21 protein-coding genes and 2 tRNA genes are annotated in these 25,175 nt (G+C 29.1%); 1 reads left to right on the forward strand and 22 read right to left on the reverse strand.

The window, feature by feature from the left end; genetic code table 11:
* Positions 1–15: 15 nt before the first annotated feature.
* The 17 genes from rimP to H612_RS0105670 form a co-directional block, all read right to left on the reverse strand.
* A complete protein-coding gene (gene rimP, locus H612_RS0105590; RefSeq protein ID WP_027130550.1) occupies positions 16–480 on the reverse strand; it encodes a ribosome maturation factor RimP in 465 nt (154 codons plus the stop codon).
* A 138-nt stretch (positions 481–618) separates the two neighbouring features.
* Entirely contained in the window at positions 619–999 is a 381-nt protein-coding gene (gene gloA / locus H612_RS0105595) for a lactoylglutathione lyase (protein WP_027130551.1), read from the reverse strand.
* 20 nt (positions 1,000–1,019) lie between these two features.
* On the reverse strand, positions 1,020–1,877 hold the full coding sequence (locus H612_RS0105600) for a DegV family protein (RefSeq protein ID WP_027130552.1): 858 nt from the start codon (positions 1,875–1,877) through the stop codon (positions 1,020–1,022).
* A 38-nt stretch (positions 1,878–1,915) separates the two neighbouring features.
* Positions 1,916–2,461, reverse strand: a complete 546-nt coding sequence (gene nusG, locus H612_RS0105605) for a transcription termination/antitermination protein NusG (RefSeq protein ID WP_027130553.1) — start codon at positions 2,459–2,461, stop codon at positions 1,916–1,918.
* 13 nt (positions 2,462–2,474) lie between these two features.
* Positions 2,475–2,648 carry a preprotein translocase subunit SecE gene (gene secE / locus H612_RS0105610; RefSeq protein ID WP_027130554.1) on the reverse strand — a complete coding sequence of 58 codons (174 nt, stop codon included), beginning with the start codon at positions 2,646–2,648 and terminating at the stop codon, positions 2,475–2,477.
* Between the two features lie 330 nt (positions 2,649–2,978).
* Positions 2,979–3,827, reverse strand: a complete 849-nt coding sequence (locus H612_RS0105615; protein ID WP_027130555.1) for a bifunctional 5,10-methylenetetrahydrofolate dehydrogenase/5,10-methenyltetrahydrofolate cyclohydrolase — start codon at positions 3,825–3,827, stop codon at positions 2,979–2,981.
* Entirely contained in the window at positions 3,824–4,435 is a 612-nt protein-coding gene (gene plsY / locus H612_RS0105620; RefSeq protein ID WP_027130556.1) for a glycerol-3-phosphate 1-O-acyltransferase PlsY, read from the reverse strand. The genes H612_RS0105615 and plsY overlap by 4 nt, the downstream gene beginning before the upstream one ends.
* Before the next feature lie 8 nt (positions 4,436–4,443).
* Positions 4,444–6,831: a phenylalanine--tRNA ligase subunit beta gene (gene pheT, locus H612_RS0105625; protein ID WP_027130557.1), complete on the reverse strand. Its 2,388-nt coding sequence runs from the start codon at positions 6,829–6,831 to the stop codon at positions 4,444–4,446.
* Positions 6,832–6,843: 12 nt separating this feature from the next.
* A complete protein-coding gene (pheS, locus tag H612_RS0105630) occupies positions 6,844–7,866 on the reverse strand; it encodes a phenylalanine--tRNA ligase subunit alpha (RefSeq protein ID WP_084167250.1) in 1,023 nt (340 codons plus the stop codon).
* A gap of 520 nt (positions 7,867–8,386) precedes the next feature.
* The gene (ptsP, locus tag H612_RS0105635; protein ID WP_027130559.1) at positions 8,387–10,099 is read right to left on the reverse strand and encodes a phosphoenolpyruvate--protein phosphotransferase; all 1,713 of its coding nucleotides are present in this window, start codon (positions 10,097–10,099) and stop codon (positions 8,387–8,389) included.
* Between the two features lies 1 nt (position 10,100).
* Entirely contained in the window at positions 10,101–10,364 is a 264-nt protein-coding gene (locus tag H612_RS0105640; protein ID WP_027130560.1) for a phosphocarrier protein HPr, read from the reverse strand.
* Between the two features lie 317 nt (positions 10,365–10,681).
* Positions 10,682–11,449: an epoxyqueuosine reductase QueH gene (locus tag H612_RS0105645; protein ID WP_027130561.1), complete on the reverse strand. Its 768-nt coding sequence runs from the start codon at positions 11,447–11,449 to the stop codon at positions 10,682–10,684.
* Between the two features lie 83 nt (positions 11,450–11,532).
* Positions 11,533–12,531, reverse strand: a complete 999-nt coding sequence (ruvB, locus tag H612_RS0105650; protein ID WP_027130562.1) for a Holliday junction branch migration DNA helicase RuvB — start codon at positions 12,529–12,531, stop codon at positions 11,533–11,535.
* A gap of 32 nt (positions 12,532–12,563) precedes the next feature.
* Positions 12,564–13,142: a Holliday junction branch migration protein RuvA gene (gene ruvA / locus H612_RS0105655; RefSeq protein ID WP_027130563.1), complete on the reverse strand. Its 579-nt coding sequence runs from the start codon at positions 13,140–13,142 to the stop codon at positions 12,564–12,566.
* Between the two features lie 198 nt (positions 13,143–13,340).
* On the reverse strand, positions 13,341–14,231 hold the full coding sequence (locus H612_RS0105660) for a phosphate/phosphite/phosphonate ABC transporter substrate-binding protein (RefSeq protein ID WP_027130564.1): 891 nt from the start codon (positions 14,229–14,231) through the stop codon (positions 13,341–13,343).
* A gap of 140 nt (positions 14,232–14,371) precedes the next feature.
* Positions 14,372–14,445, reverse strand: a tRNA-Cys gene (locus H612_RS0105665).
* A 26-nt stretch (positions 14,446–14,471) separates the two neighbouring features.
* Positions 14,472–14,547: transfer RNA gene (locus tag H612_RS0105670), tRNA-His, on the reverse strand.
* Positions 14,548–15,259: 712 nt separating this feature from the next.
* Between H612_RS0105670 and H612_RS0105675 the strand changes: the two genes are divergently transcribed.
* Entirely contained in the window at positions 15,260–16,252 is a 993-nt protein-coding gene (locus tag H612_RS0105675) for an ornithine cyclodeaminase (protein WP_027130565.1), read from the forward strand.
* 403 nt (positions 16,253–16,655) lie between these two features.
* Here H612_RS0105675 and H612_RS0105680 read toward each other — a convergent pair whose 3' ends face one another.
* The 5 genes from H612_RS0105680 to secA form a co-directional block, all read right to left on the reverse strand.
* Positions 16,656–17,405 (reverse strand): copper homeostasis protein CutC, encoded by a 750-nt coding sequence (locus tag H612_RS0105680; RefSeq protein WP_027130566.1) that lies wholly within the window; start codon positions 17,403–17,405, stop codon positions 16,656–16,658.
* Positions 17,406–17,576: 171 nt separating this feature from the next.
* A complete protein-coding gene (locus tag H612_RS0105685) occupies positions 17,577–19,313 on the reverse strand; it encodes an ABC transporter ATP-binding protein (protein WP_027130567.1) in 1,737 nt (578 codons plus the stop codon).
* A 1-nt stretch (position 19,314) separates the two neighbouring features.
* Positions 19,315–21,060, reverse strand: coding sequence for an ABC transporter ATP-binding protein (locus tag H612_RS0105690; protein ID WP_027130568.1), 1,746 nt, complete (start codon positions 21,058–21,060; stop codon positions 19,315–19,317).
* A gap of 206 nt (positions 21,061–21,266) precedes the next feature.
* On the reverse strand, positions 21,267–21,992 hold the full coding sequence (locus H612_RS0105695) for an NAD-dependent protein deacylase (RefSeq protein WP_027130569.1): 726 nt from the start codon (positions 21,990–21,992) through the stop codon (positions 21,267–21,269).
* A gap of 102 nt (positions 21,993–22,094) precedes the next feature.
* A complete protein-coding gene (secA, locus tag H612_RS0105700) occupies positions 22,095–24,665 on the reverse strand; it encodes a preprotein translocase subunit SecA (protein WP_027130570.1) in 2,571 nt (856 codons plus the stop codon).
* Positions 24,666–25,175 lie beyond the last annotated feature (510 nt).

Consider the following 25,175-nt stretch of genomic DNA (forward strand, 5'->3'; position numbering starts at 1 on the left):
CTCTCTCCTTTAATTTTAAAATTTAACAGCTAATCTAATTTTAGCAATTTTTTCATAGTTAATAGTTGATTTTTTTATTTTTGCTTTATCTCTATATTCTATAGTTACATCATTATCTTCAACTTTTAATATATCTCCATAAAATTCTTTTTGATTATCAATTTTTTCATAAGTTTTTATATAGACATGCTTCCCTATAGAAGCCACAACTTCTTCCAGATTTCTTAAATCTCTTTCTATACCTGGGGAAGAAATTTCTAAATAGTATTTTTCGTTAATAAAATCTTCTTTATCTAATTCTTCTGCAAGCTTTTCACTTAAAAAAACACAATCATCTAAAGATAAACCACCTACTTTATCAAAGTAAATACGTAAAAAATATTCGCTTCCTTCTTTTACATATTCTACATCATAAAGAGAATAATCTGAATCTTTTGTTTGTTTTGTTGCTATAGCTCTTACACTTTCTACGATACTCATACAACACCTCTTTACTTATAATTTTTTATTCCAATATAAAAGAGCGGAGAACTTACAAAATTCACCACCCTTTCGGTAATTTATTTTACTACGCATTAATTATATCACAATAAAATATAAAAATCAAATACTTCTGTCTTATTTAGCTCGAATAACTTCAATCTTATATCCATCTGGATCTTTTATAAAATAATAGCTTGGCGGAAAGCCTGGAAGACCTTTCAATTCAGTAACTTCATACCCTGCTGTTTTGTGTTTTTCATAAAGTGATTCTAAATCCTCAACTGAAATAGCAATATGTCCATATCCATCTCCTAGTTCATAAGCACCATGATCATAATTATACGTTAATTCTAGTTCATAATCTGAACCCGGCAATGTCAGATAAACCAAAGTAAACTTATATTCTGGAAAATCTCTTACCCTACTTTTCTCAAAATCAAAAGCTTCAGTATAAAATTTTACTGATTTTTCTAAATCAGCAACCCTATAACAAGTATGCACCATAGTTTGTGTCATAAATTTTCACCTCTAAATTTTTATAAAATTGTCCAACCAAATCCTATTGCTCCTATTCCTAAATGTGTAGAAATAACAGGACTTATTTCATCTACTTCTACAGTTATGTCCGGATATTTTGAAATAATATATTCTTTTATTTCTTCTGCTTTTTCTATTGCATCAACATGAAGTACACACACTGTAATATTTTCTCCTTTGTGCACTTGATAAAATTCATCAAACAACTCATATATTCTTGAAATAACTTTTTTATAAGTACGAATTTTTTGGAAAGGAACTATCACCTTATCCTCAAAATGTAGCAGTGGTTTTACCTGAAGTAAATTACCTACTAATGCTTGTGCACCACTCAAACGGCCTCCACGTTGCAAATGCGAAAGATCATCAGCCATAAAATATGCTTTTGATATTTTTTTCATTTCTTCTAAGGAATCAATTATTTCTTTAGAATTCTTTCCCTCTTTTACTAACTTAGCTGCTTTTATAGCATAATATCCTTCTGGTCTACACGATACTTCGGAATCAAATGGATGAACATTAATACCTTCAACCATCAACCCGCCAACAGAATATGAAGAATATGTACCGCTTATTCCACTAGATAATGCAATAGCAATAACATCTGTATATCCTTCTTCTTTCAATTTTTCTAAGCAAGTAACAACCTCACCTATTGCGGGTTGTGATGTTGTAGGGAAAGAATTATCAGGATTTTTCAAATACTCATAATATTTTTCTACAGGCATATCAATAACTTCTTTATAAGAATTACCATCTAGTATTATATTTAAGTACACAGACTTAATTCCTAATTTAGATTTCAATTCTTCTGGAAGATATGCTGTAGAATCCATCATAATTGCAATTTTTTCCACACTTATTCCTACTATCCTTTTTGATAGCTTTTCCTTTCTTAGAATTTTTCCACATTGTATAATTCTAACTCAACTTTTGTTTCTCTACCCATAAGTTCAATCATTACATCTACTTTATAGTTAGTTAAGTCTATATCTACAACTTTTCCTTCCATGTCAATGAATGGTCCTGAGATTACTCTTATATGATCTCCTATTTCTATATCAATATCAACTATGCTAGAAAGTCCCATTTGTTGCAAAATAAAATTAATTTCCTCTGGAAGAAGTGGACTTGGTTTAGAGCCACCTCCATGAGAACCAACAAAACCTGTCACTCCTGGAGTATTTCTCACTACAAACCAAGAATCATCTGTCATTACAAGTTCCACAAGAACATAACCTGGAAAAGTTTTTCTATTTACTTCTTTCTTTTTGCCTGTTGGCGTTATAATTGTCTCTTTTTCTTCTGGAACTACAATTCTAAAAATTTTATCTTCCATATTAAGAGACTCAACTCTTTTTTCTAAATTATCTTTTACTTTGTTTTCATATCCTGAATAAGTATGAATTACATACCATTCTTTTGTTACTGTATCACTCATAATAACCTCTCTCTTATCTACTAAAACGTCTAATGCCAGCAGTTATTCCCAAATCAACTATATAGCTAAATAACATCAAAATTCCAACAACGACTATAACTATCAATGTTTTTCTAACAAGTTCATTAAATGTTGGCCAACTTACTTTTTTCATCTCTGAGACAACATTTTTTAGAAATCTTACCATTTATCCTACTCCTCCCATATAAAATTCTTTCGCTTCCTTCACATTTTATAAATTATAACATAGTATAATTTATAAGTCTATAAATTATATTAAATAAAATAAATACATTTATACAATAATATCATTGTATCACTAATTGTGCAAGTATTCAAATATATTAATAAAAACTATTAAAATTATTTAAAAAATTCCTGTTACTAAAAATAAACTTTTTCTATTATATTGAATAGTGCCTATTCCTTTATCAATATCCAAAGAATATAATTTTGAAGCACATTCATATAATAATTTTTTCATTAAATAACTATTATATGAACACACGTTTTACTTTTATTTAGTTAATTCATACGTTGCGGTCAACGTATTTCTCATTAACATAGTTATTGTTAGTGGTCCTACTCCACCTGGTACTGGTGATATAAATGATACTCTACCTATAAATTTTTCTGTATCAACATCACCAACTAACTTTCCTTCTTTATAATTATTTCCAACATCAATTATTGTACAAGTATCTTTTACTCTCTCTTTACCTGAAAGAAAATGTGCATATCCAACGCAACTAACTATAATATCAGCTTGTTCTATCAATTTATCCAAATTTTTAGTTTTAGAATGTGCTGTTATAACTGTAGCATTATTTTGTAACAATAACGTTGAAATTGGTTTTCCTACTATATTGCTTCTTCCTATAACTAATGCTAATTTCCCTTCAATTTTTTCTCCAGTAGATTTTATCATTTCTAAAATTCCAAGTGGAGTACACGGAATTAATTTAGCTTCACCTATAACCAATTTCCCTACATTTATTGGATGAAATCCGTCAACATCTTTTTTAGGTGATACCGCATTAAGAATTTTTTCTTCATCTATAGATTTTGGTAATGGTAACTGAACTAAAATTCCATGAATTTTATTATCATTGTTTAATTTTTCAATTTCCACTAAAAGCTCATCTGTCGAAATATTTTCCTCTAACTCTATCTTTATAGAATTAATATTATTTTCTATACACGCTTTATGTTTAGAATTAACATAACTTCTCGATGCTTTATTATCACCAACTAATACTACAGCTAATGTTGGCTCAATATTTTTTTCTCTAAGAGTGGTCGCTTCTATTTTTATCCTTGCTCTTAAATTTTTCGCCAATTCTTTTCCACTTATTATCTTCGTCATTTCTTTTCTCCAAATTTAATTTTTAATTTTGATTTACTTTCCGTACCATTTATTAATCGTTCAATATTTTTTTTATGCATATATATTACAAATATACACATAGTTATCATTACATATTTATCAATTCCTATTTCAAATAATAAAAGATATACTATAGAAGTTAGGCAAATTAAAATACTCCCTAAAGAAACATATCCTGTTAAAAATAACGTAGATAAAAATATTATGATCAAAATTAAACTTAATAATGGATAAAGAAAAATAAATACTCCAGAACCAGTTGCAACTGCTTTGCCACCTCTGAACTTTGCAAAAACAGGAAATACATGTCCTATCATTGCAAAAGCCCCAAATATTGATAAATAATCCACTTTACCTAATACCAATGACGGTAAAAATGTTGCTACTATCCCTTTAGAAACATCCAATATAAATACACTTATTCCTGCTTTTTTACCCAAACATCTAAAAGTATTGGTTGTTCCTAAATTTCCACTTCCCATTGTTCTTATATCCGTATTGTAAAAAGTTTTCCCCACTATTAAAGCAAATGGAATCGAACCTATTAAATATGCTAATACACAAAATAATAAAATTTTCGTAATCATATTTACTCCTATCTTATAATAGCACCATATTCTTCTAATGAAGCTAATACTTTATCGTGAACAACCGTTACTTCTTCATCAGTAAGAGTTTTTTCTTTATCACTATAAGTAAGAGTTAATGCCAATGATTTTTTACCAGTTAACAACTCTAATCCTTCATACAAATCAAATAACTCCACGTTAGTAATTAATTTATTATCTACATTCTCAATAATGTTATAGATATTTTGATATTCTTCTTCTCTATCTACCAACATAGCTATGTCACGTGTAATTTCAGGATATTTAGTAACTTCTTCGTATTTTGGTTTAACTTTTGATTCTGATACAATCTTATCTAAATTAATTTCAAAAACATATGTTTTATTTATTCCTAATTCTTCAGCCATTACAGGATAAATTTCGCCAATAAAACCAACACATTGTTCTCCTAAAAATACTTTTGCGCATCGCCCTGGATGCATTTCTGCCATTTTAAAAGCACTATATGTTATTTTTTCTTCTAGTCCTAAACGTTCAAAAACAACTTCTAAATAACCTTTTGCACTATAAAAATCAATTTTCTCGCTTTCTTTTAACCACTTAGTTTCTCTATCAACTCCCGTTAATGCAGCTGATAAGTATAATGTTTCTTTAGGTTGAATGTTATCATCTCCACTCCCAAAGAATACTTTACCTATCTCAAATAATTTTAAGTTTTTTTGTTTTCTTGCAACATTGTATTGAACAGTATTTAATAAACCTGGTATTAAACTTTGACGAAGTGTTGAATGTGTTTCAGTCATTGGCATAAGAAGTTTAACTTTATGATTATTTTCTAATGTAAATTGTATGGATTCCTCATCTGATACTAATGAATAGTTAATTGTATCATTAAATCCTAAACTAACGAACATCTTTCTCAAATTTCTTACAACATATTGTGAATACGTTAAACCACCTCTTGTTGTTTTTGAAAACTTGGGAAGTGTTGAAGCTAAATTATCATACCCATATATTCTTATAATCTCCTCAACTAAATCTTGTTTTATAGAGATATCTGGTCTTCTTGTTGGCACTTTAACTATAATATCATCAGAATTCTCCACATTAAAGTTTAAACTCTTCAATATAGTTATTATTTCTTCTGTAGTTAATTTTATTCCTAAATAATTATTTATATATTCTGTAGAAATAATTATCTCTTTTTCTATTTCTTTATTCACTACCCCAACCGATTTCTCAACTGTAGCAGTTGGGCAAAGTTCAAGAATTAGTTCAACTGCTCTCTGTAATGCACTTTTTTGCATATTAGGATCTATTCCTTTTTCAAACCTTGTGGAAGAGTCACTTCTTAATCCATGAAATGATGAAGTACGACGAACATTTATCGGATTGAAGTATGCAGATTCTAAAATAATATTTTTTGTACTACTGTTTACTTCTGTATTTTTCCCACCCATTACACCTCCTAGTGCAATTGGCTTGTTCCCATCCGTAATAACTAAATCATTTTTTTGTAATTTTCTTTCTACACCGTCAAGAGTTTCTAAAATTTCATCCATTCTAGCATCTCTCACTACAATGTTACTTCCTACTAAATCTTTATCAAATGCATGCATTGGTTGACCAAATTCTAAAAGCACATAATTTGTTATATCAACTATATTATTAATAGGTCTTATACCTGAATTAATAAGTCGAGTTTGTAACCATAACGGAGAATCCTTTACTTCCACATTTTTTACAACTTGTCCTAAATAATTTTTACAAGAAGAACTCTCTATTGAAATACTTAATGTAGTGTCTTCATAATTTTCTTCTTTTTCTGAGTCTTTAAAATCCACTCTTTGAGTATACAATGCTCCCAACTCATAAGCTAGTCCTCTCATACTCAAAGCATCCGCTCTGTTTGGTGTAATAGATAAATCTAATACATAGTCATCTAATCCTAATATCTCAACTACATCTGAACCTAATTTTTGCTCTTCTTCGAAAACATAAATTCCATCTTGGCAATTTTTAGGAACTACACTTTGATTATATCCCAACTCTTTTAACGAGCAAATCATTCCTTGTGATTCAACACCACGAAGTTTTGCTTTTTTTATTTTTATTCCTGGTAACTTTGCCCCGACTTTTGCAACTATTACATATTGTCCTGCATCTACATTAGACGCACCACAGACAATTTGCAATTCTTCATCACCAACATCTACTTTACATACATTTAATTTTTCTGCATCAGGATGTTTTTCTTTTGATTTTACAAATCCAACTACTACATTAGAAATATTTCCAGCTAAATACTCTACTCCTTCAACTTCAATACCACCACGTGTAATTTTTTCAGCTAATTCATTCGCATTATCTTTTATATCTGCATATTGTTTTAACCAATTATAACTTACTAACATTGTTTCCTCCTATTAATCATTTCTATCATTGTTAAATTGTTTTAAAAATCTAACATCATTAGTATAGAAACTTCTTATATCGCTAATTCCATATTTCAACATTGCCACACGTTCCGGTCCCATACCAAAAGCAAAACCTGTATATTCTTCTGGATTGAAACCAGCCATTTCTAATACGTTAGGATGCACCATTCCTGCTCCTAAAATTTCCAACCATTTAATATTTTCTTCATCATCCTCATTTCCCCAAGAAACATCAACCTCAACTGAAGGCTCTGTAAATGGAAAGAAACTTGGACGTAGTCGAATTTTTTTATTTTCCCCAAAAATTGCTTTTATAAAATGTTCTAATGTTCCCTTTAGATCACTAAAAGTAATATTTTTATCTACAACTAAACCTTCTATCTGAGTAAATTGATGTGAATGAGTTGCGTCATCGTTATCTCTTCTAAAGACTTTACCAGGACAAATAATTTTTACTGGCCCATTTCCATTTGCCTTTAACATTTCTCGTGCTTGTACTGGAGATGTTTGAGTTCTCATAAGCAGTTCATTGGTAATATAAAAAGAATCTTGCATATCACGTGCAGGATGATCTTTTGGTAAATTTAACATTTCAAAATTAAATTTATCAGTTTCTACTTCTGGACCTTCCGCAACAGAATAACCCATAGAAATAAAAATCTCCTCGATTTCTTCTACTATTTTATTTAGTGGATTTATTCCACCCAACTCTAGTTTTCTTCCAGGAAGAGTAACATCAATCTCTTCACTTGCTAGCTTTAGCTCCAATGCCTTTTTAGTGAATTCTTGCTTTCTTTCTTCCAAATTATCATTAATGAAAGTTTTTATTTCATTAACCATTTTACCAAATTGTGGTCTTTCTTCTGGTGATAAATCACGTGCTCCTTTCATTATTTCAGTAAGAGCTCCTTTTTTACCTAAAAATTTTACTTTAAGTTCATACAATGATTTTTCATCAGTTGCTTTTTTTACTGCTTCAAGATATTCTTTTCTTATATTTTCTAAAGACATAAGTTCCTCCTCAATTTTCTAATACTAAGTTATAAAATTTTTGGATAATAAATAAGACTAATTTTTCATTTTTAGATTTAATTTCGTTAATCATTAATGAATTAAAAGTTATATTATTTATCCATAATAAAAAGTCCCCAGAAAACGAACTATTTTCTAGGGACGAATATATCGTGGTACCACCCAATTTCGAAGTATAATACTTCCTCAAAACTTAAAACTATATTTATATTTAACATAGCATTTCAGTATAATAACGGATACTACCCGACTGTACTCATAATCTTACTTATACAATTGCTCATAAGCTGAAAATATACATTCAATTAATATAACTTTCTCAGTTTCAAAGTTATTCCCTGTTAAAAATTTTATGTATACCGTCTTAATCATAGCTTTTTTAAAAATTTATACTTAAAATGATAATATAAAAAATTCATATTGTCAAATATTAAACGTACTTCTTTAATAGAAAAATTAAGATTCATAACTATATTTTGCTATGAATCTTAATTTAAAACTATTTAGTATATTCTTCTACTAATACAAGTACTTCTTCAGTAGTTGCACAGTTTATTGCTTTATCCACTAACTCTTTCATTTTATCTAATGATAAATTCTTAATTTGACTTCTTGCTTGAAGGATTGAGGTTGCAGACATAGAAAACTCATCTAATCCCATACCTAAAAGTAGTGGAATTGCTAAACTATCTCCTGCCATTTCTCCACACATTCCTGTCCATTTTCCTTCTTTATGTGATGCCTCAATAACATTTTTCACAAGTCTCAAAATTGCTGGATTATATGGTTGATACAGATATGAAACTTTTTCACTCATACGATCTGCTGCCATTGTATATTGAACAAGATCATTAGTTCCAATTGAGAAAAAGTCAACTTCTTTTGCAAAAATATCAGCAATTACGGCTGTTGATGGAATTTCCACCATAATACCTAATTCTATATCATCACTTACTGAAATACCTTCCGCAACTAATTTTTCTTTTTCTTCTAAGAACAGTGCCTTTGCAGCTCTAAATTCTTGAATAGTTGCAATCATCGGAAACATTACACATAATTTTCCAAAAACAGAAGCCCTTAACAATGCTCTTAATTGCGTTCTAAATAGATCTTTTTCTTCTAAACATAATCTTATCGCTCTAAATCCTAAAAATGGATTCATCTCTTTTGGAAGATCTAGATATGGTAATTCTTTATCTCCACCAATGTCAAGGGTGCGCACAACAACAGGCTTATCACCCATACCTTCTAAAACAGATTTATACGCTTCAAATTGTTCTTCTTCTGTTGGCAGTTGATCACGTCCCATATATAAGAACTCTGTACGATATAATCCTACAGCTTCTCCACCATTATTTTTCACACCTTCTAAATCGGCGGGTGTCCCAATATTAGCAGCCAAAATAACTTCATGACCATCTTTTGTTACAGATTTTTCTGTCACCAGTTTTGCCCATTCAGCTTTTTTCGCTTCAAATTCTTCATATTTTAGCTTATAATCTGTTGTAGTTTTTTCATCAGGATTTACTACCACAACTCCATCTAAACCATCAAGAATCAATATATCACCATTTTGAACTTCTTTAGTAATTGTACTTGTTCCTACCACCGCAGGAATTTCTAGCGAACGAGCCATAATAGCTGAATGCGATGTACGACCTCCAATATTAGTTGCAAATCCTTTAACAAACTGTTTGTTAAGCTGAGCAGTATCAGATGGAGTTAAATCTTCCGCTATTACAATAACTTCCTCATCTATCAAACTTGGATTAGGTAAATCAACTCCTAAAAGATGTGCTAAAATACGTTTAGATACGTCTCGAATATCCGCTGCACGTTCTTTCATATATTCATTATCCATTGATTCAAACATTGCAACAAACATATCTGAAGTTTCTTTCAAAGCATACTCAGCATTTATAACTTTTGATTCAATATCAGTTTTAACAGTTCCCATAAATTCTGGGTCATCCAAAATTAAAAGATGTGCCTCGAAAATTGCAGCTTTATCAGCCCCAAGATTTTCTAAAGCTTTTTCTTTAATAATTGTCAATTCTTTTTTAGAAATTTCAATTGCTTCTTCAAATCTTTTTACCTCAGCTTCCACATCTTGAATTTTTTCTTCTTTTACTGTCAAATCTGGTTCTACAAATATATATGCTTTTGCAAAAGATATACCCTGAGAGGCTGCTATACCTTTTAGTTGTAACATATTAAACTAATCCTTCTTTCTTCATTGTTTCTTCTAAAGCATTAATTGCTTCTTCTTCATCAGCACCATCAGTGTAAATTACGATATCAGCATCTTTTCCAACACCTAAACTCATAACACCCATAATTGATTTTAAATTAACTTTACGACCGTTGTATTCTAATTCGATATTTGATTGAAATTTTGAAGCAGCTTGTACTAAAAGTGTAGCTGGTCTAGCATGGATTCCTGTTTCATCAATTACTTTATATTCTCTTTGTAACATAGTTATATCTCCTTTTATTAAAAAAAATATTTACAAACACATAATACCACATGAAAACAATATTTACAAGTATTTTATGCTCATTTTAACATACGATATTTTCTTATTTTTTATTAAAGAAAACCATTTCTTTCAATAAAATACCTTACTGTTTTTAGATTATTGAAAATAAAATGAAAATGAATTATTTCTAATAAAAAATATATAAAATATAAAAACTATTATAATATTTTTTATATTTTATATATTTTATTTGTATTAAATGTTTAAGGTAGTGTAATAAAAATTTTGATTAAAATTAGTATTTTACAAAAATTTTACTTAATTATTTCACCACCTAATTTTATCAGCGATTTAAATCTTTCATAATCCTCATGGTTTTTATTAAAATCCCTAGCATTTTTGTTAATTTGTTTTAAATCAACACCTTGATCAGTTGCAGCAAAAACACATCCACAGTAACATTGCCGATAAATATTATAATCTTCACACATTTCTACCGAGCGCCTATAACCATTATTTTTTTTAAAATCTGACGGGAGATAATATATTGACACCCTTTCTTGTAATACGTATCCTGTTTCATTAATAACTTGAGCATTTTTCTTAGGACTAATGGTAAGTGCAGAAGCAAAATAATCAAATCCTAATTCTTCTGCCTTTTGAGCTGAAGAATCTAATCTCATTTCATAACAAATATGGCATCTTTCTCCACCTTCTCTATCGTCTTCATGCCCTCGCACAATATTCACAAATTTACTTGGAGAATATTCGTCAGCTAAAAATTTTATTTTTTTATCATTTCTTCTGTTAAATTCTTCCACAAAATCTTTTTGAACTAACATTCGTTTTATATATTCTTCCTTTGGATGAATATTAGAATTAGAAAAGAAAACTGTAATATCACTAAATTCTGATAAATATTCTAAAACATAAGTGCTACAAGGTGCACAACACGAATGAATAAGAATTTTTGGTCTAAACTCTTTCTTACCCCATTCTTTTATTAATTCTTTTAATACATTATCATAATTTATTTTTTGATTTTTATGTCGAGTATTAATAAATTGTTTACTATCTATCATATAAATCCTTTCTTTATATCTAATATAATTAATATTATTGTTAAAAATTAAAAAAGAATAAGGCACTCTATTTTCATATAACTTTATTTTGGATATTCAACCCCAAGATGTAAATATGCTTTGGGCGTTGCTCTCCTTCCCCTTGGTGTTCTTTCTATAAAACCTTCTTTTACTAAGTATGGTTCATAGACATCTTCTATAGTTATACTCTCTTCTCCTATAGTTACAGCTACTGTTTCTAATCCTACAGCACGTCCTTCATAACGTTTTATAAGACATTCTAAAATCTTATAATCTATATTATCTAAGCCTTTTGCATCTACTTGCAAAAGATCTAAAGAATCAACAGCTAATTTTTGTGTGATAACCCCATTATTTTTAACTTGTGCAAAATCTCTAACTCTCTTTAATAGTCTATTCGCAATACGAGGTGTTCCCCTTGAACGCATAGCTATCTCATAAGTACTTTTTTTATCAATATTACAATCAAAAATCTCTGATGTTCTCTCTATAATATTTTGCAACTCATCTATATTATAAAATTCAAGTCTGCAATGTACACCAAATCTATCGCGCAATGGTGCTGTTAACGCTCCTGCTCTAGTCGTCGCACCTACCAACGTAAATGGCGGTAATTCTATTCTTATACTTCTCGATTCTTCTCCTTTTCCAATAACAATATCTAAATAAAAATCTTCCATCGCTGAATAAAGAATTTCTTCAATTGACCTACTAATCCTATGAATTTCATCGATAAATAAAACATCACCTGGTTCTAAACTTGTTAATATTGCTGCTAAATCACCTGATTTCTCTATAGCAGGACCAGAAGTATACCTTATATTTACTCCCATTTCGTTAGCAATTATTGTGGCTAAGGTAGTTTTTCCTAATCCTGGGGGACCATATAAAAGGCAATGATCCAATACTTCTGCTCTTAGTTTCGCAGCTTCAATAAAAATTTTCAAATTATTTTTTATTTGATTTTGTCCTATGTATTGACTCAAAAGTTTAGGACGTAATGATTGTTCTTCTCGTTCTTCATCATTATTTTGATGAGCAGACACAACTCTTTCTACCATTTATTACCTCCATAAAATGTTGAATTTTTGTACTAACTACTAATTAATAATTTTAATCCTTGCTTAACATAATCATCCACACCATTATATTCAAATAGTGATAATTTTTTCTCGATTTTTACTAATTCTTTTTTACTATATCCTAATGCTTCTAAAGCAAGTAATGCATCTTTTAAATAAATATCCGTTCTACTTTCTGTAACGGTAGTTGAAATATTTAAATTTACCTTCCCTTGCAAATCAAGTATTATTTGTTGAGCAGATTTTTTCCCTATTCCTGGAAATTTCGTTAAATAAATCACATCTTGTTTTTCTATCGCAGAAATTATTTCATCGCTGGTTGCTCCTGCTAAAATAGCTAGTGCACTTTTAGGTCCAACTCCTTTTACCTTTAATAGCAAAAGAAAAACCTTTTTTTGCTCTCTACTTGAAAAACCATATAGTACATTAGAGTCTTCTCTTACTTGTTGACTTATAAAAACTATATTCTCTTCTTCTAACTTATATTCATAAGGATTTGCTACAACTATTTCATAACCTATTCCATTATTATCAACTACAATATTGGTTGGATTAATTTCGGAAACTTTTCCTTTTATATATGCATACATAATTTCACGCTCCATTGTTAATTATTTAATTATAAATTCAAATAAGAAAAATCTCAAGTATTTAGACAATTTTATTATTTTTATAACCCCAGATTTAACAAAATAAATTTATTTAAATTACAAAAATTTTATACACCAAAAATTAAGTTTTAAATTAAAAACCGAACTCAATAAAAATTAAGTTCGATTTCATAATTACTATTTTACTTTATCTAAATCCACATTCATAATTTTTGCTGTATCTTCTACTTTTTTATATGCATTTTGATCTACATCTTCAAATCCTGTTATATTGAATAACTTTTTAAACAACTCACTCATCTTTGGATCTTTTTCAATATCACGCAATGCTTGTTTTAATTTTTCTTGAAGCTCTGAGTCCATTTTACTTGATGCTGTAACCATAACGCCAGGAATCAAATCACTTGTTGCTAATTTTCTTGTGTCAGTCACTGCATTTGGAAAATCCTTAGAATATTTTTCTGGTACTCCATCAAATGTTCCTATAACGTCTACATCTTTATTTAGTAGTAACTGTAAACTCTTATCATGCCCCCCACTAAACTGATAACTTATATCTTTATCAAGATTTAGACCTGCCTCTACTAACATAGCCCCTGGATAAATATATCCTGATGATGATGACGGATCAACAAATGCTACTTTTTTCCCTTTTACATCCTGTAAAGTTTTTATTTCTGAATCTTTTCTCACATAAAGTTCAGCAGTATAACCAGGTTTTCCTGTCGCCCCTCTTGCAGTCAACAAAGGTTTTGCACTACTTTGTTTTTGTGCTAATAATGCTGAAAATGGAGGAATAATTCCAAAATCAACACTTCCACTTCCTATACCCTCTACAACACCTATATAACTACTCGCAGTAAATGCTTCAACCTTGACACCTAATTTTTCACTTAAATAATCTGCTATAGGTTTTACATCTTCTACTAATTTCTCACTATTTTTTAATGGTACAAACCCCATTTTTATAACTTTTTCTTCTTTTTTCTTTTCTTCCACTTTATTTGAACATCCCACTATCGAAAATATAAAAATGATACTAAAGATGGTTAAAAATAACTTTTTCATATTCTTCCTCCTTAAAATACTAAGACGCTTATATTAATCTTTTTAACCATTTTAACATATTTTAATACAGATATCTAGAAATATTTTAATATATATACAAAATAAAAAAACATCTACCCAAAAGTTAGATGCTAAAAATTTGGAGGCGGCTACCGGATTTGAACCGGTGATCAAGGTTTTGCAGACCCGTGCCTTACCACTTGGCTAAGCCGCCTAATATTATAGATATAAAATTTAAAATGGGGCGGCTGATGGGAATCGAACCCACGAATGTCGGAACCACAATCCGATGCGTTAACCACTTCGCCACAACCGCCATTACAGAACAATATATATTATACATTCTTCTATAATGTATGTCAAGAACTTTTTTCATAATTATTAACTTCAAAACATATTTATTTTCATCTATTTTTTTCTTCCATAAGTGATGATATTTCTAAAATATTCCAATATTAAAAGCAACACTTTATCCTACTCTAAAAAGAGAGGAAGTTATTAAATTTGAAAATGCAGCAGTTTTAAATATTTTTCTTTTTACAGCTTCTAAAAATATACTTGTTTATGCTAACAATATAAAAGTTACTAATAAAAATATTTTTCTTGATAATATAAATTCTAATAATGTTATTCCTCTACAAATATCGAATGATAATATCAAAACAAATACTTTTGATAATTAAAGAAAATTTTATCTAAATCTGTGATGTCGTGATATTAGATATAATAGTTAAAAAAATTATCTTTGTTTCGTCTATAACTATTATGAAAAATAATTATAAAATTTATTAAAAAATAACAAAATATATTATTAATTCCTTTAATATTATTCACTATTTATTAACAATTTTTATTTATTCATAACTTTTGTAAATACTATAAAATTTCACTTGTTACCGTTTTATTTTTTTTATAGATTTGATATAATATAGCAAAGAGAGTAAATACAGAATTTTTAAACTATTTAATTTGCTTTGTATTATAATTCTCTATTTTTAAATTTTATTAATAAACTGAGGTGTTAAGCTATGCTTATTTTATCTAGAGATGACATAAAAAAATGTATAACTATGAAAGATACTATTGAAATTTGTAAAAACGCATTAAAAAATTATTCTTTAGGGTTAGCTAATGTTCCACTACGAAATAAACTAGATGTAAAAGATTCTAATGGACAAATATTATTTATGCCAGCCAATATTAACGATGCGGATAATGCATTAGGTATAAAGATTGTATCAGTTTATCCCAACAATATAAAACTAAATCTACCTTCAGTACCTGCAACTATGCTTATCTTTGATCCGAAAACTGGAATTGCTTCAGGATTAATTGATGGTACTTATCTTACAAAACTTCGTACCGCTGCACTACAAGGTGCTGCTACTGATTTACTAGCAAAAGAAAATAGTAAAATTGCTACATTGATTGGGACAGGGGGACAAGCATATGAACAAGCACACGCTATGCTCTGTGTTCGTAATTTGGAAGAGTTGCGTGTTGTCGGTAGAAATTTTGAAAAAACAAAAAAATTTGTACAACTCCTAAAAAATGATTTTAATAATTTTAAAACAAAGTTTGTTGAATTTGAAGATGCAAATAAGGCTGTGATTGATTCTGATATTATTACAACAGTAACTACATCAAAAGTACCAACCTTTAATGCAAAATTTGTGAAACGAGGAGCACATATAAATGGCATAGGTTCATTTACTCCTGAAATGATTGAGCTTCCTAAAGAAATAATTAATAAAAAAAATAAAATATATTTTGACACTAATGAGGGTGTTTTAAGTGAAGCTGGAGATATAATTCTTCCACTAAAAGAAAATTTAATAGGTATAAACGATTTTATCGGCGAATTAGGTGAATTAATCTTAAATCCCGAAATAGGAAGAAAAGATAATGATGAAATTACCGTGTTTAAATCTGTTGGAACTGCGGTTCTTGATATTGCGTGTGGAAATGAAATTGTAAAACATGCATTAAAATTAAATATCGGAAAAAAAGTAAACTTATAACAAAACGAAAAAAGCGATTCTAAAATCATAATTTCATAAAAAAATAATTTTGGAGTCGCTTCTTCTTAAGTTTTAATCATAAGACTTCAAACAAACAGACGTAAAAGGTTCATTAAAGGAATGCTAATCTATTTGCACAATCCTGAGTGCAAACATTTCTGCTATATTTGATTTAGAAGGGAATTCAAAAATGAATTTTAAAACAAGTAAAACACAACAAAACCTAATCTTAACCTCTGAACAAGCAGACTAGTTTTTTGTTTTTTTATATGATACAATTTTAATATTCCAATTAATTTAAATGGCGCTCCTATCTTTGTTCTGGAATTTAATATCAAACCACGCAAAGTTTTTTATCTTTTGAAGCAACCTCTTTTCTAATTTCTGAAAATAATATTTTTCTTCATTTTTCTACATAGTTACGTACTATATTTATTACTTTATTCAACTCTATCGCATTTAGTTGTTCATAATCTCCTTTTTGACTATAACTAAACGATACCCCTTCTTTTGTAGTTGTTAAATCTTTTTCAAAATATTTAAATGTGCCATGAATTTGGGTAATACCTGTTTTTTCTACTATCTCTTGAACATTATTTGAATTTATCCCAGCTCCTATCAATATTTCTATATATCTTCCATATTTTTCTTGGAATAATTTTATGATTTTACTACCTTTACTTGCAGTTTCGTTTAGTCCACTAGTCAAAATTCTTGTACAGCCTAAACCTATTAATCTTTGAATATTATGTTCAGGATTTTTTGCACAATCAAATGCACGATGAAACACACTTTCAGCACCAAATTTATTACATATTTCTATCATTTTTTCTGTTGATTCCCAATCTACTCTGCTATCCTCAGTTAAAAAACCAAAGACTATTCCATTAGCTCCATGTTTTAAAAGTTCTTTTGCTTCTCTAAACATCTGCTTTTTTTCTAGCTCACTGTAGCAAAAACCTCCTCCTCTTGGTCTTACCATACACATAATAGGTAAAGTTACACCCTGTTCCAATACTATATCTAACATAGACGCTGTTGGTGTTAATCCACCTAAAAAACTAGCACTCACTAATTCAATTCTGTTAGCTCCTTCGCTCTGTGCCACTAAACAATCTCTTATACTATTTGCACATACCTCTACTTTTATCATATTCCCTTCTCCTTTTAACAAGTTATAATAATTATAACACAAATTTCAATAAAATATACAAGTTACCATAGCTAACTATTCAAACAAATATCCCAAAAACACCTCTATATAAAAAGATGTTTTTGGGATATTAATTTTATATTCCTTATTTTAAAAATTATATATATTAATCTACTTTATCATACCAGCTTGAAGTTGATACATTTTATAATATGTACCTTGTTTTTCTAACAATTCATTATGGGTTCCTGATTCTATAATTTCCCCCTTATCAAAAACATAAATACAATTTGCATCCTGAATAGTTGATAATCTATGAGCAATTGCAATGGTAGTTCTTCCTTTTCTCATCTTAGTTAAAGAATTTTGAATAATTTCCTCAGTTTCCGAGTCGATATTTGCTGTTGCTTCATCAAGAATAAGTATTTTAGGTTTAGTTGCTATAGTTCTTGCAAATGCTAATAACTGTCGTTGTCCACTTGAAAAAGTCGAACCTCTTTCTGTTACAAGACTTTGGTATTTATCTGGAAGATGTGAAATAAACTCATCAGCATCTACAAACCTAGCCGCTTCTTTTACATCTTCTAAAGTTAACTCTTCTTTATACATCTTTATGTTTGACTCTATTGTTCCATGATATAAAAATGGATCTTGCAAAACTAAACCAATATTTTTTCGCAATTCTTTTTTGCTATACTCTTTAATATTTTTACCATCAATTAAGATTTCTCCACGTTCAAACTCATAAAAACGTAAGAATAAATTTATAATTGACGACTTTCCTGAACCAGTTGAACCGACAAATGCTATAGTCTCTCCTTTATTAACTGAAAATGAAATATTTTTTAAAATTTCATTTTTTCCATCATAAGAAAAACATAAATTTTTGAATTCTATATTCCCCTCTTGTATTTCAAAATTATTATCTTGTTGAAGCGGTTCATATTCTGTATTGTCAATTAATTCAAAAACACGTCTCGCTGCTATCATAGAAGTTTGTAATACAGAAAAATTTTGCATAAGTTCTATTAAAGGATTAAAAAGTTGATTTGTATATTGAATAAATGCGTATATAAGGCCTGCGGTAAACCCTGCAATTTGCCATGTTAATCCAAAGTATGTAAGTATGACTCCATATGCTAAAATTTTAAAAAGTGCCATTGCTGGACGTAGTAACAAACTATCAACAGAAAGTGAACGACTTAAATAGTAAAGATGTTCTTTATTAACTTCTTCAAATTCATCTAGTAATCTTTTTTCTTGATTAAATGCTTGAACAATTCTCATACCTTCGATACTTTCAGATAACTTTGTATTCAAATCACTGAGTTTAGCTCTTGTCAATGTTACCAATTTACTAGATAATTTTTGATAAAAATAAACTGATCCTAACATAATTGGTATGAACAGTATCATCAAAATTGTAAGTTCCAAACTTAATGTTAACATTGTTGTTATCGTTACAGCAAACATTAAAATCGAATTTAAAAAACTTGAGAAAATTGTTCCAAACATATCAGCAACCGCCTGTGTATCGTTTGTCAACCTTGAAACAATAGAACCTACAGGTGTCTTATCAAAATAAGACATCCCTAATTTTTGTAAATTAGAAAAACTTTCTTCTCTTAAATCTTTTACGATATTATGTGCAACTTTTGAAAAATAGTATTCCCCTATAAAAGTAAATATTACTCTCATTAAAAATAATCCATAATACGCAATTAAAAGATACATACCTGAGCTTGCTATATTTTTTGTTATATAATTATCTATGTAAAATCTAGCTAAAAGAGGAATAGCGGTTGCTACTATCGTTGTTGATAAAATAAAAAATAAAGCTATAAAAGTTAAACCTTTATATTTAAACATGTACTTTAACAATCTTAAAAAAGTTGTTTTTTTCTTCACGCTATTTTCCTCCTTTCAGTTGTTCTTCTAGTTGTTGACTATTATAAGTCTCTTTATACCAACCATTTTGCAATAATAATTCATCATGTGTTCCTCGCTCAATAATTCTTCCATTATCCATTACTATAATTAAATCTGCATGAACTATTGCTGAAAGTCTATGCGCGGTTATAATTGTAGTTTTTCCACTACGTTCTTTTTTCAGATTTTCTAAAATCAAATTTTCTGTTTTAGCATCAACAGCTGATAATGAATCATCTAGTACGAGTATATCTGGATTCATTATTAAAGCACGACTAATTGCAATACGTTGTTTTTGTCCTCCTGACAAAGAAACGCCTCTTTCTCCGATAATAGTATTGAATCCATCGTTCATATTTATTATATCATCATAAACACCACAAATTTTAGCAACCTCCTCTACCCTCTCATCTGAAAATTTTGGATCTGCAAAACGGATATTTTCCCTTATTGATATAGCGAAAAGAACTTGATCTTGAGGAACATACCCAATTAGACTCCTAAGAGTTTCTATCTTATAATCTCTAATATTTTCCCCATTTAAAATTATATTTCCTTTATTTACATCGTATTCTCTTAAAAGTAATTTTAACAATGTAGTTTTCCCTGAGCCTGTAACTCCCACTATTCCTAATGTTTGTCCTTTTTCTAAAGAAAACTTGATATCTGATAAAGTTTCTTCTCCAGTATACGAAAAATTTTCTATGTTATATTCAAGTCGACCATTTTCTGCTGTTAAGTTTTTTGAACTAGTTTCTTCTATTATATTATTATGTTCATTTAATAAATTTTCAATACGAGTATATGAAACATCTCCACGTTGCCCAATATTGAACAACCAACCAATTGCTTGTAATGGCCATACCAACATATCAAGATAAGTGACAAAGGTTACTAACTCTCCAACAGTCATCGCTCCTTTTGAAATAAATACTCCTCCAAATATAAGCGTTAATGTATAAGATAAACCAACGAAAACTAGTACCATTGGATCGAATAAGGCATTGTATTTTGAAGCAATAATATTTTTATTAAATACTTTTCTATTAATTTTTTCGAATGATTTCACCTCATCATTTTGATATCCAAAAGATTTTGTTACTCTAACACCAGAAACACTTTCTTGAACTTTATTATTTAAATCTGAAAATGATTCCTGTGCTTCTTTAAAACTTTGATGATTTTTTTCACCTAATTTATTTGTTGCGTATGCTAAAAACGGTAACGGAATTATAGCAATAAGTGTTAACTTCCAACTCAAAAGAAAAATCATAGTTATAAGTGTCACCAAAGCTGTAATACTAGCGTCAACTGCAGACATAACTCCACCACCTGCAACCATAACAACAGCATTTACATCATTGGTAGCATGAGCCATTAAATCACCTGTTCGATATTTTTGATAAAAAGATGGTGACATTTTTGTAAAATGTTGAAATAATCTAAAGCGTAATATTCTCCCTAAATTATAAGCTGCTCCAAAAATATAAACCCTCCATACATATCTTAAACCATACATAATAAATGCAGCTGCTACTAAGTAAATTAAATTAATAATAAGCTGATTATTTGTTAAACTACCACTCTCAATTTTATCAACAATATTACCTATTACCCTAGGTGGTATAAGATTAAACACACTTACTAACGAAAGTGCTATTATTCCAATTACATATCTTCGTTTTTCTAGCTTTAAAAACCACCCCAATTTTTTTGCTAAATTCATAATTTCTCCTTTCATTTAGTTATAAAAAATAATATTCTCTTATCTATACAAAATATAAAAAGGGAGTTTTTCTCCCTATATAAATAAAAATGTTCTTACCCATTTTACATCATTATTTTATTTTTATCAATTTTTAATAATTTCAAATTAAGTTGTTCTACATAAAATTTATTTTACTAACATCAATCATCATATTATATTTTAATCTACATCTTAGAAAATACTTCTCCAATTTTTTCATTAATCACTAAATCAGCAAAATCATCATGTGAGGTTGAGCTTTTATTTATTACTACTAAATGCTTTCCTTTAAAATATTGTATTAATGAAGCAGCAGGATAAACAATTAATGAAGTACCACCAATAATCAAAACTTCTGCCTCTTTTACATATTTCACCGCTTGGCTAAAAATCATCATATCTAGCTCTTCTTCATATAATGTAACATATGGTTTTATAATTCCTTGACAATTTGTACAATACGGAATGGTATTTTTAATATTTAAAAATTGCTCTAAATTATAATATTTTCCACACTTAGTACAGTAATTACTATCAACTGTACCATGAATTTTCAATACATTTTTACTTCCTGCCAATTCGTGAAGTGTATCAATATTTTGTGTAATAATTGCTTTTAATTTTCCAGCGTTTTCTAATTTTGCTAAATAGTGATGTGCTTTATTTGGTTTTGCATTAGGGTAGATTAAATGTTTTTTATAAAAATCAAAAAATTGTTCTGGATATTTTTTAAACATTGTTTTAGATACTAATTGTTCTGGTGTAAAATGTTTCCCTAAGTTTATATTATAAACACCATCTGCACTACGAAAATCTGGAATATTAGATTCCGTGGAAACGCCTGCACCTCCAAAGAAAACTATATTGTTGCTTTTTTCTATTATATTTTTCAATTTCTCTATTTTTTCCATAATAACTCCTTATTTGAAAATTTTTATTTACTTTTATTAAGAAAAAGAAACTCACATACATATATCCTGTATACAAGTTTCTTTACCATTAAGGAAACAAATCTATGATTTATTTCTTTGTTTTTCTTTTTGTGCTTTTAGTTCTTTAATTTTTTGTTTTCTTTCTTCTATACGTGCTTTTTTCTCTTCACGACTTTTACTTTTTACAGGCCCACGTGAAATATGTTCTTTACTATCGTTTGTAATTAAATTAGTTGGTTCTTCTTTCATCTCAATTTCTTCATGACGTTCTACTTTGATACGTAATAAACTAGAAACGACTTCCCCTTCAATGTCATCAATCATGTATTCAAACATCTCATGACCTTCATTTTTATATTCACGAAGTGGGTCAATTTGTCCGTAAGAACGCAAGAAAATTCCTTTTCTAAGTTGATCCATTTGATCAATATGATCAGTCCATTTATCGTCAATGGCATTTAATAAAATATATTTTTCAAATGAATTCATAGTATCATCACCAAGAAGTTCTCTTTTTTCTTCTAATTCTTTATTAATTTTTTCAAGAGCAATCTCTTTGATTTCATCATCAGACATTACCTCTCCATACTCACTATCAGTAATTGGATTTTGACCTAAGAATTTTTCGTTTAGCGATTTTACTATTTCCTCTGTTTCTTCTTTTTCGCTTTGAACTTCAAGTGTTTGACCAACATACTGGATTGTTTTTTCCACTGCCTCATCTATCATCCTATCTATAATATCAGAAACAACTTCATTTTCTAATACTTCGTTTCTTTCTCCATACATTATTTCACGTTGTTTACGCAACACATCATCGTATTGAAGAACCTGTTTACGTGCATCATAGTTATTACCTTCTACACGTTTTTGAGCACTTTCTACTGAACGGCTGACCATTTTACTTTCAAGTGGGGTATCATCAGTTGCTCCCATAATTCTTTTCAATCTATCAGCACCAAAACGTACCATTAATTCATCTTCTAATGATAAATAGAAACGACTATAGCCAGGATCTCCTTGACGACCTGAACGTCCACGAAGCTGGTTGTCAATACGACGTGATTCGTGTCGTTCTGTACCAATCACTGCTAATCCACCTAATTCACGAACACCTTCACCAAGTTTTATATCCGTACCACGACCAGCCATGTTGGTCGCGATAGTCACTGAACCTTTTTGTCCAGCTTGTTTAATGATCTCTGCTTCACTTTCATTTTGCTTAGCATTAAGAACTTTATGAGGCACACCATATTTATAAAGCAATTTAGAAACTAATTCACTAGTTTCAATAGAAACAGTCCCTAAAAGTATAGGTTGCCCCTTATCATAACGTTCTTTTACTTCTCTAGCCACTGCATTAAACTTCGCTTCCATATTTGAATAAATAAAATCTGGCGCATCATCTCTTATAATAGGCATATTAGTTGGAATTGTTGTAACATACATATTATAGATATTTCTAAATTCTTCTTCTTCCGTTTTTGCTGTCCCTGTCATTCCACTAAGTTTTTTATACATTCTAAAGAAGTTTTGGAAAGTGATAGTTGCCATCGTCTTACTTTCTCTTTGAATTTGAACACCCTCTTTTGCTTCAATAGCTTGGTGAAGTCCTTCTGAAAAACGACGTCCTGGCATCGTACGCCCAGTAAATTGGTCAACGATTAAAATCTCTCCATCTTCTGCAACGACATAATCAACATCAAGTGCCATAGTGTAATTCGCTTTTAACGCTTGATTAATGTGATGAGTTAAATCAACATTTTTTATATCATAAAGATTTTTAAGACCAAAATAATTTTCAGCCTTATCAATTCCACTTTCAGAAAGTTGAATTGCTTTTGTTTTAACATCTAATGTATAATCACCATCACTTCCATCTTCTTCTGTGGCTTTTTTCAAAGTTTTAACAAAAGCATTTGCTACTTGATAAAGTGAAGTAGATTCTTGACCTTCACCAGAAATAATAAGAGGAGTACGTGCTTCATCAATAAGTACAGAGTCAACCTCATCAATTACAGCATAATTTAATGGGCGTTGAACACGTGCTTCTACAGATTTAACCATATTATCTCTTAAATAATCAAAACCTAACTCATTATTTGTTGAATATGTTATATCTGCACTATATGCTTCTCTTTTTTCTTCTGAATTAAGAGAATTTAAATTAAGACCTACTGTCAGTCCTAAATAATTATATAAAACTCCCATTTCTTCAGCATCACGTTGCGACAAATATTCATTGACGGTAACAACATGAACACCATCACCTGCAAGTGCATTTAAGTATACTGGCATAGTTGCTGTCAAAGTTTTACCTTCCCCTGTTCTCATTTCAGCAATATCACCACGATGAAGAGCAATTCCACCCATAATTTGAACTTTATAAGGCTTCATTCCTAGTGAACGGTGTGCACCTTCTCTTGCTGTCGCAAATGCATCAACTAATATTTTGTCCAAAATATCAGAAGTCGCTTTCCCGTTTTCTTTTTCTTCTTCTATAATTTTTTTAAACTCTTCTGTTTTGTTTTTTAATTCCTCTTCACTAAGCAGTGAATATTCTTCTTCTTTAGCTAAGACTTTATCAGCTAGTTTTGCTAAATTTCTTACTTCTTTTTTATTAGCATCGAATAATTTACCTAAAATAGACATTCGCATTTTCCTTCCGAATAATTTTATTCACGATATTATAATCATCATTTTATTATAACACTCATTTCCCTTTAAAGCAATAATTTCAAAGGAATTTTAAGTACACATTAAGTAAAAATATAAAAATAATCAAGAAAAATACAATGCCAAAAAAAACGTTATGAATGATTAATTTTTTATTGATATAAATATCTTAATTTTCTTTTGTTATTAGAATATTTATTTTTTATATCTCATACTCTCTTAAATTATACATGATTTTTTAGATTATTTTTATCATATACAATATAACTAGAATAATAATATTTCCTAATTTAAATTAAAAAGCTATATTTTATTTTCATTTTTGAATTATTTAAAAATTATATATTTTTTTGTTACTTTGTTCTAAATATCGTATTCTAACAAAAATAATTTTCTTTGTAAAAAATAAAAGTGTAGTAGTCCTTCCTAAAAACAAAACTAAAATACAAAATAACCAGAGAAAAATTAATTTAAAATTATTCTCTA

This window comes from Gemella cuniculi DSM 15828 (assembly GCF_000425665.1).
In the GTDB taxonomy this organism is placed as follows: Bacteria; Bacillota; Bacilli; order Staphylococcales; family Gemellaceae; genus Gemella; species Gemella cuniculi.

What these genes read in the sequence shown, in the direction of transcription:
- rimP (WP_027130550.1), bottom strand. Translation starts at nt 480, where the DNA reads ATGAGTATCGTAGAAAGTGTAAGAGCTATAGCAACAAAACAAACAAAA.
- ruvB (WP_027130562.1), bottom strand. Translation starts at nt 12,531, where the DNA reads ATGGTAGAAAGAGTTGTGTCTGCTCATCAAAATAATGATGAAGAACGA.
- H612_RS0105695 (WP_027130569.1), bottom strand. Translation starts at nt 21,992, where the DNA reads ATGGAAAAAATAGAGAAATTGAAAAATATAATAGAAAAAAGCAACAAT.
- ptsP (WP_027130559.1), bottom strand. Translation starts at nt 10,099, where the DNA reads ATGTTACAACTAAAAGGTATAGCAGCCTCTCAGGGTATATCTTTTGCA.
- secE (WP_027130554.1), bottom strand. Translation starts at nt 2,648, where the DNA reads ATGGTAAGATTTCTAAAAAATGTTGTCTCAGAGATGAAAAAAGTAAGT.
- H612_RS0105660 (WP_027130564.1), bottom strand. Translation starts at nt 14,231, where the DNA reads ATGAAAAAGTTATTTTTAACCATCTTTAGTATCATTTTTATATTTTCG.
- ruvA (WP_027130563.1), bottom strand. Translation starts at nt 13,142, where the DNA reads ATGTATGCATATATAAAAGGAAAAGTTTCCGAAATTAATCCAACCAAT.
- H612_RS0105675 (WP_027130565.1), top strand. Translation starts at nt 15,260, where the DNA reads ATGCTTATTTTATCTAGAGATGACATAAAAAAATGTATAACTATGAAA.
- H612_RS0105690 (WP_027130568.1), bottom strand. Translation starts at nt 21,060, where the DNA reads ATGAATTTAGCAAAAAAATTGGGGTGGTTTTTAAAGCTAGAAAAACGA.
- pheS (WP_084167250.1), bottom strand. Translation starts at nt 7,866, where the DNA reads ATGTCTTTAGAAAATATAAGAAAAGAATATCTTGAAGCAGTAAAAAAA.
- pheT (WP_027130557.1), bottom strand. Translation starts at nt 6,831, where the DNA reads ATGTTAGTAAGTTATAATTGGTTAAAACAATATGCAGATATAAAAGAT.
- H612_RS0105615 (WP_027130555.1), bottom strand. Translation starts at nt 3,827, where the DNA reads ATGACGAAGATAATAAGTGGAAAAGAATTGGCGAAAAATTTAAGAGCA.
- gloA (WP_027130551.1), bottom strand. Translation starts at nt 999, where the DNA reads ATGACACAAACTATGGTGCATACTTGTTATAGGGTTGCTGATTTAGAA.
- H612_RS0105640 (WP_027130560.1), bottom strand. Translation starts at nt 10,364, where the DNA reads ATGTTACAAAGAGAATATAAAGTAATTGATGAAACAGGAATCCATGCT.
- nusG (WP_027130553.1), bottom strand. Translation starts at nt 2,461, where the DNA reads ATGAGTGATACAGTAACAAAAGAATGGTATGTAATTCATACTTATTCA.
- plsY (WP_027130556.1), bottom strand. Translation starts at nt 4,435, where the DNA reads ATGATTACGAAAATTTTATTATTTTGTGTATTAGCATATTTAATAGGT.
- H612_RS0105645 (WP_027130561.1), bottom strand. Translation starts at nt 11,449, where the DNA reads ATGATAGATAGTAAACAATTTATTAATACTCGACATAAAAATCAAAAA.
- secA (WP_027130570.1), bottom strand. Translation starts at nt 24,665, where the DNA reads ATGTCTATTTTAGGTAAATTATTCGATGCTAATAAAAAAGAAGTAAGA.
- H612_RS0105680 (WP_027130566.1), bottom strand. Translation starts at nt 17,405, where the DNA reads ATGATAAAAGTAGAGGTATGTGCAAATAGTATAAGAGATTGTTTAGTG.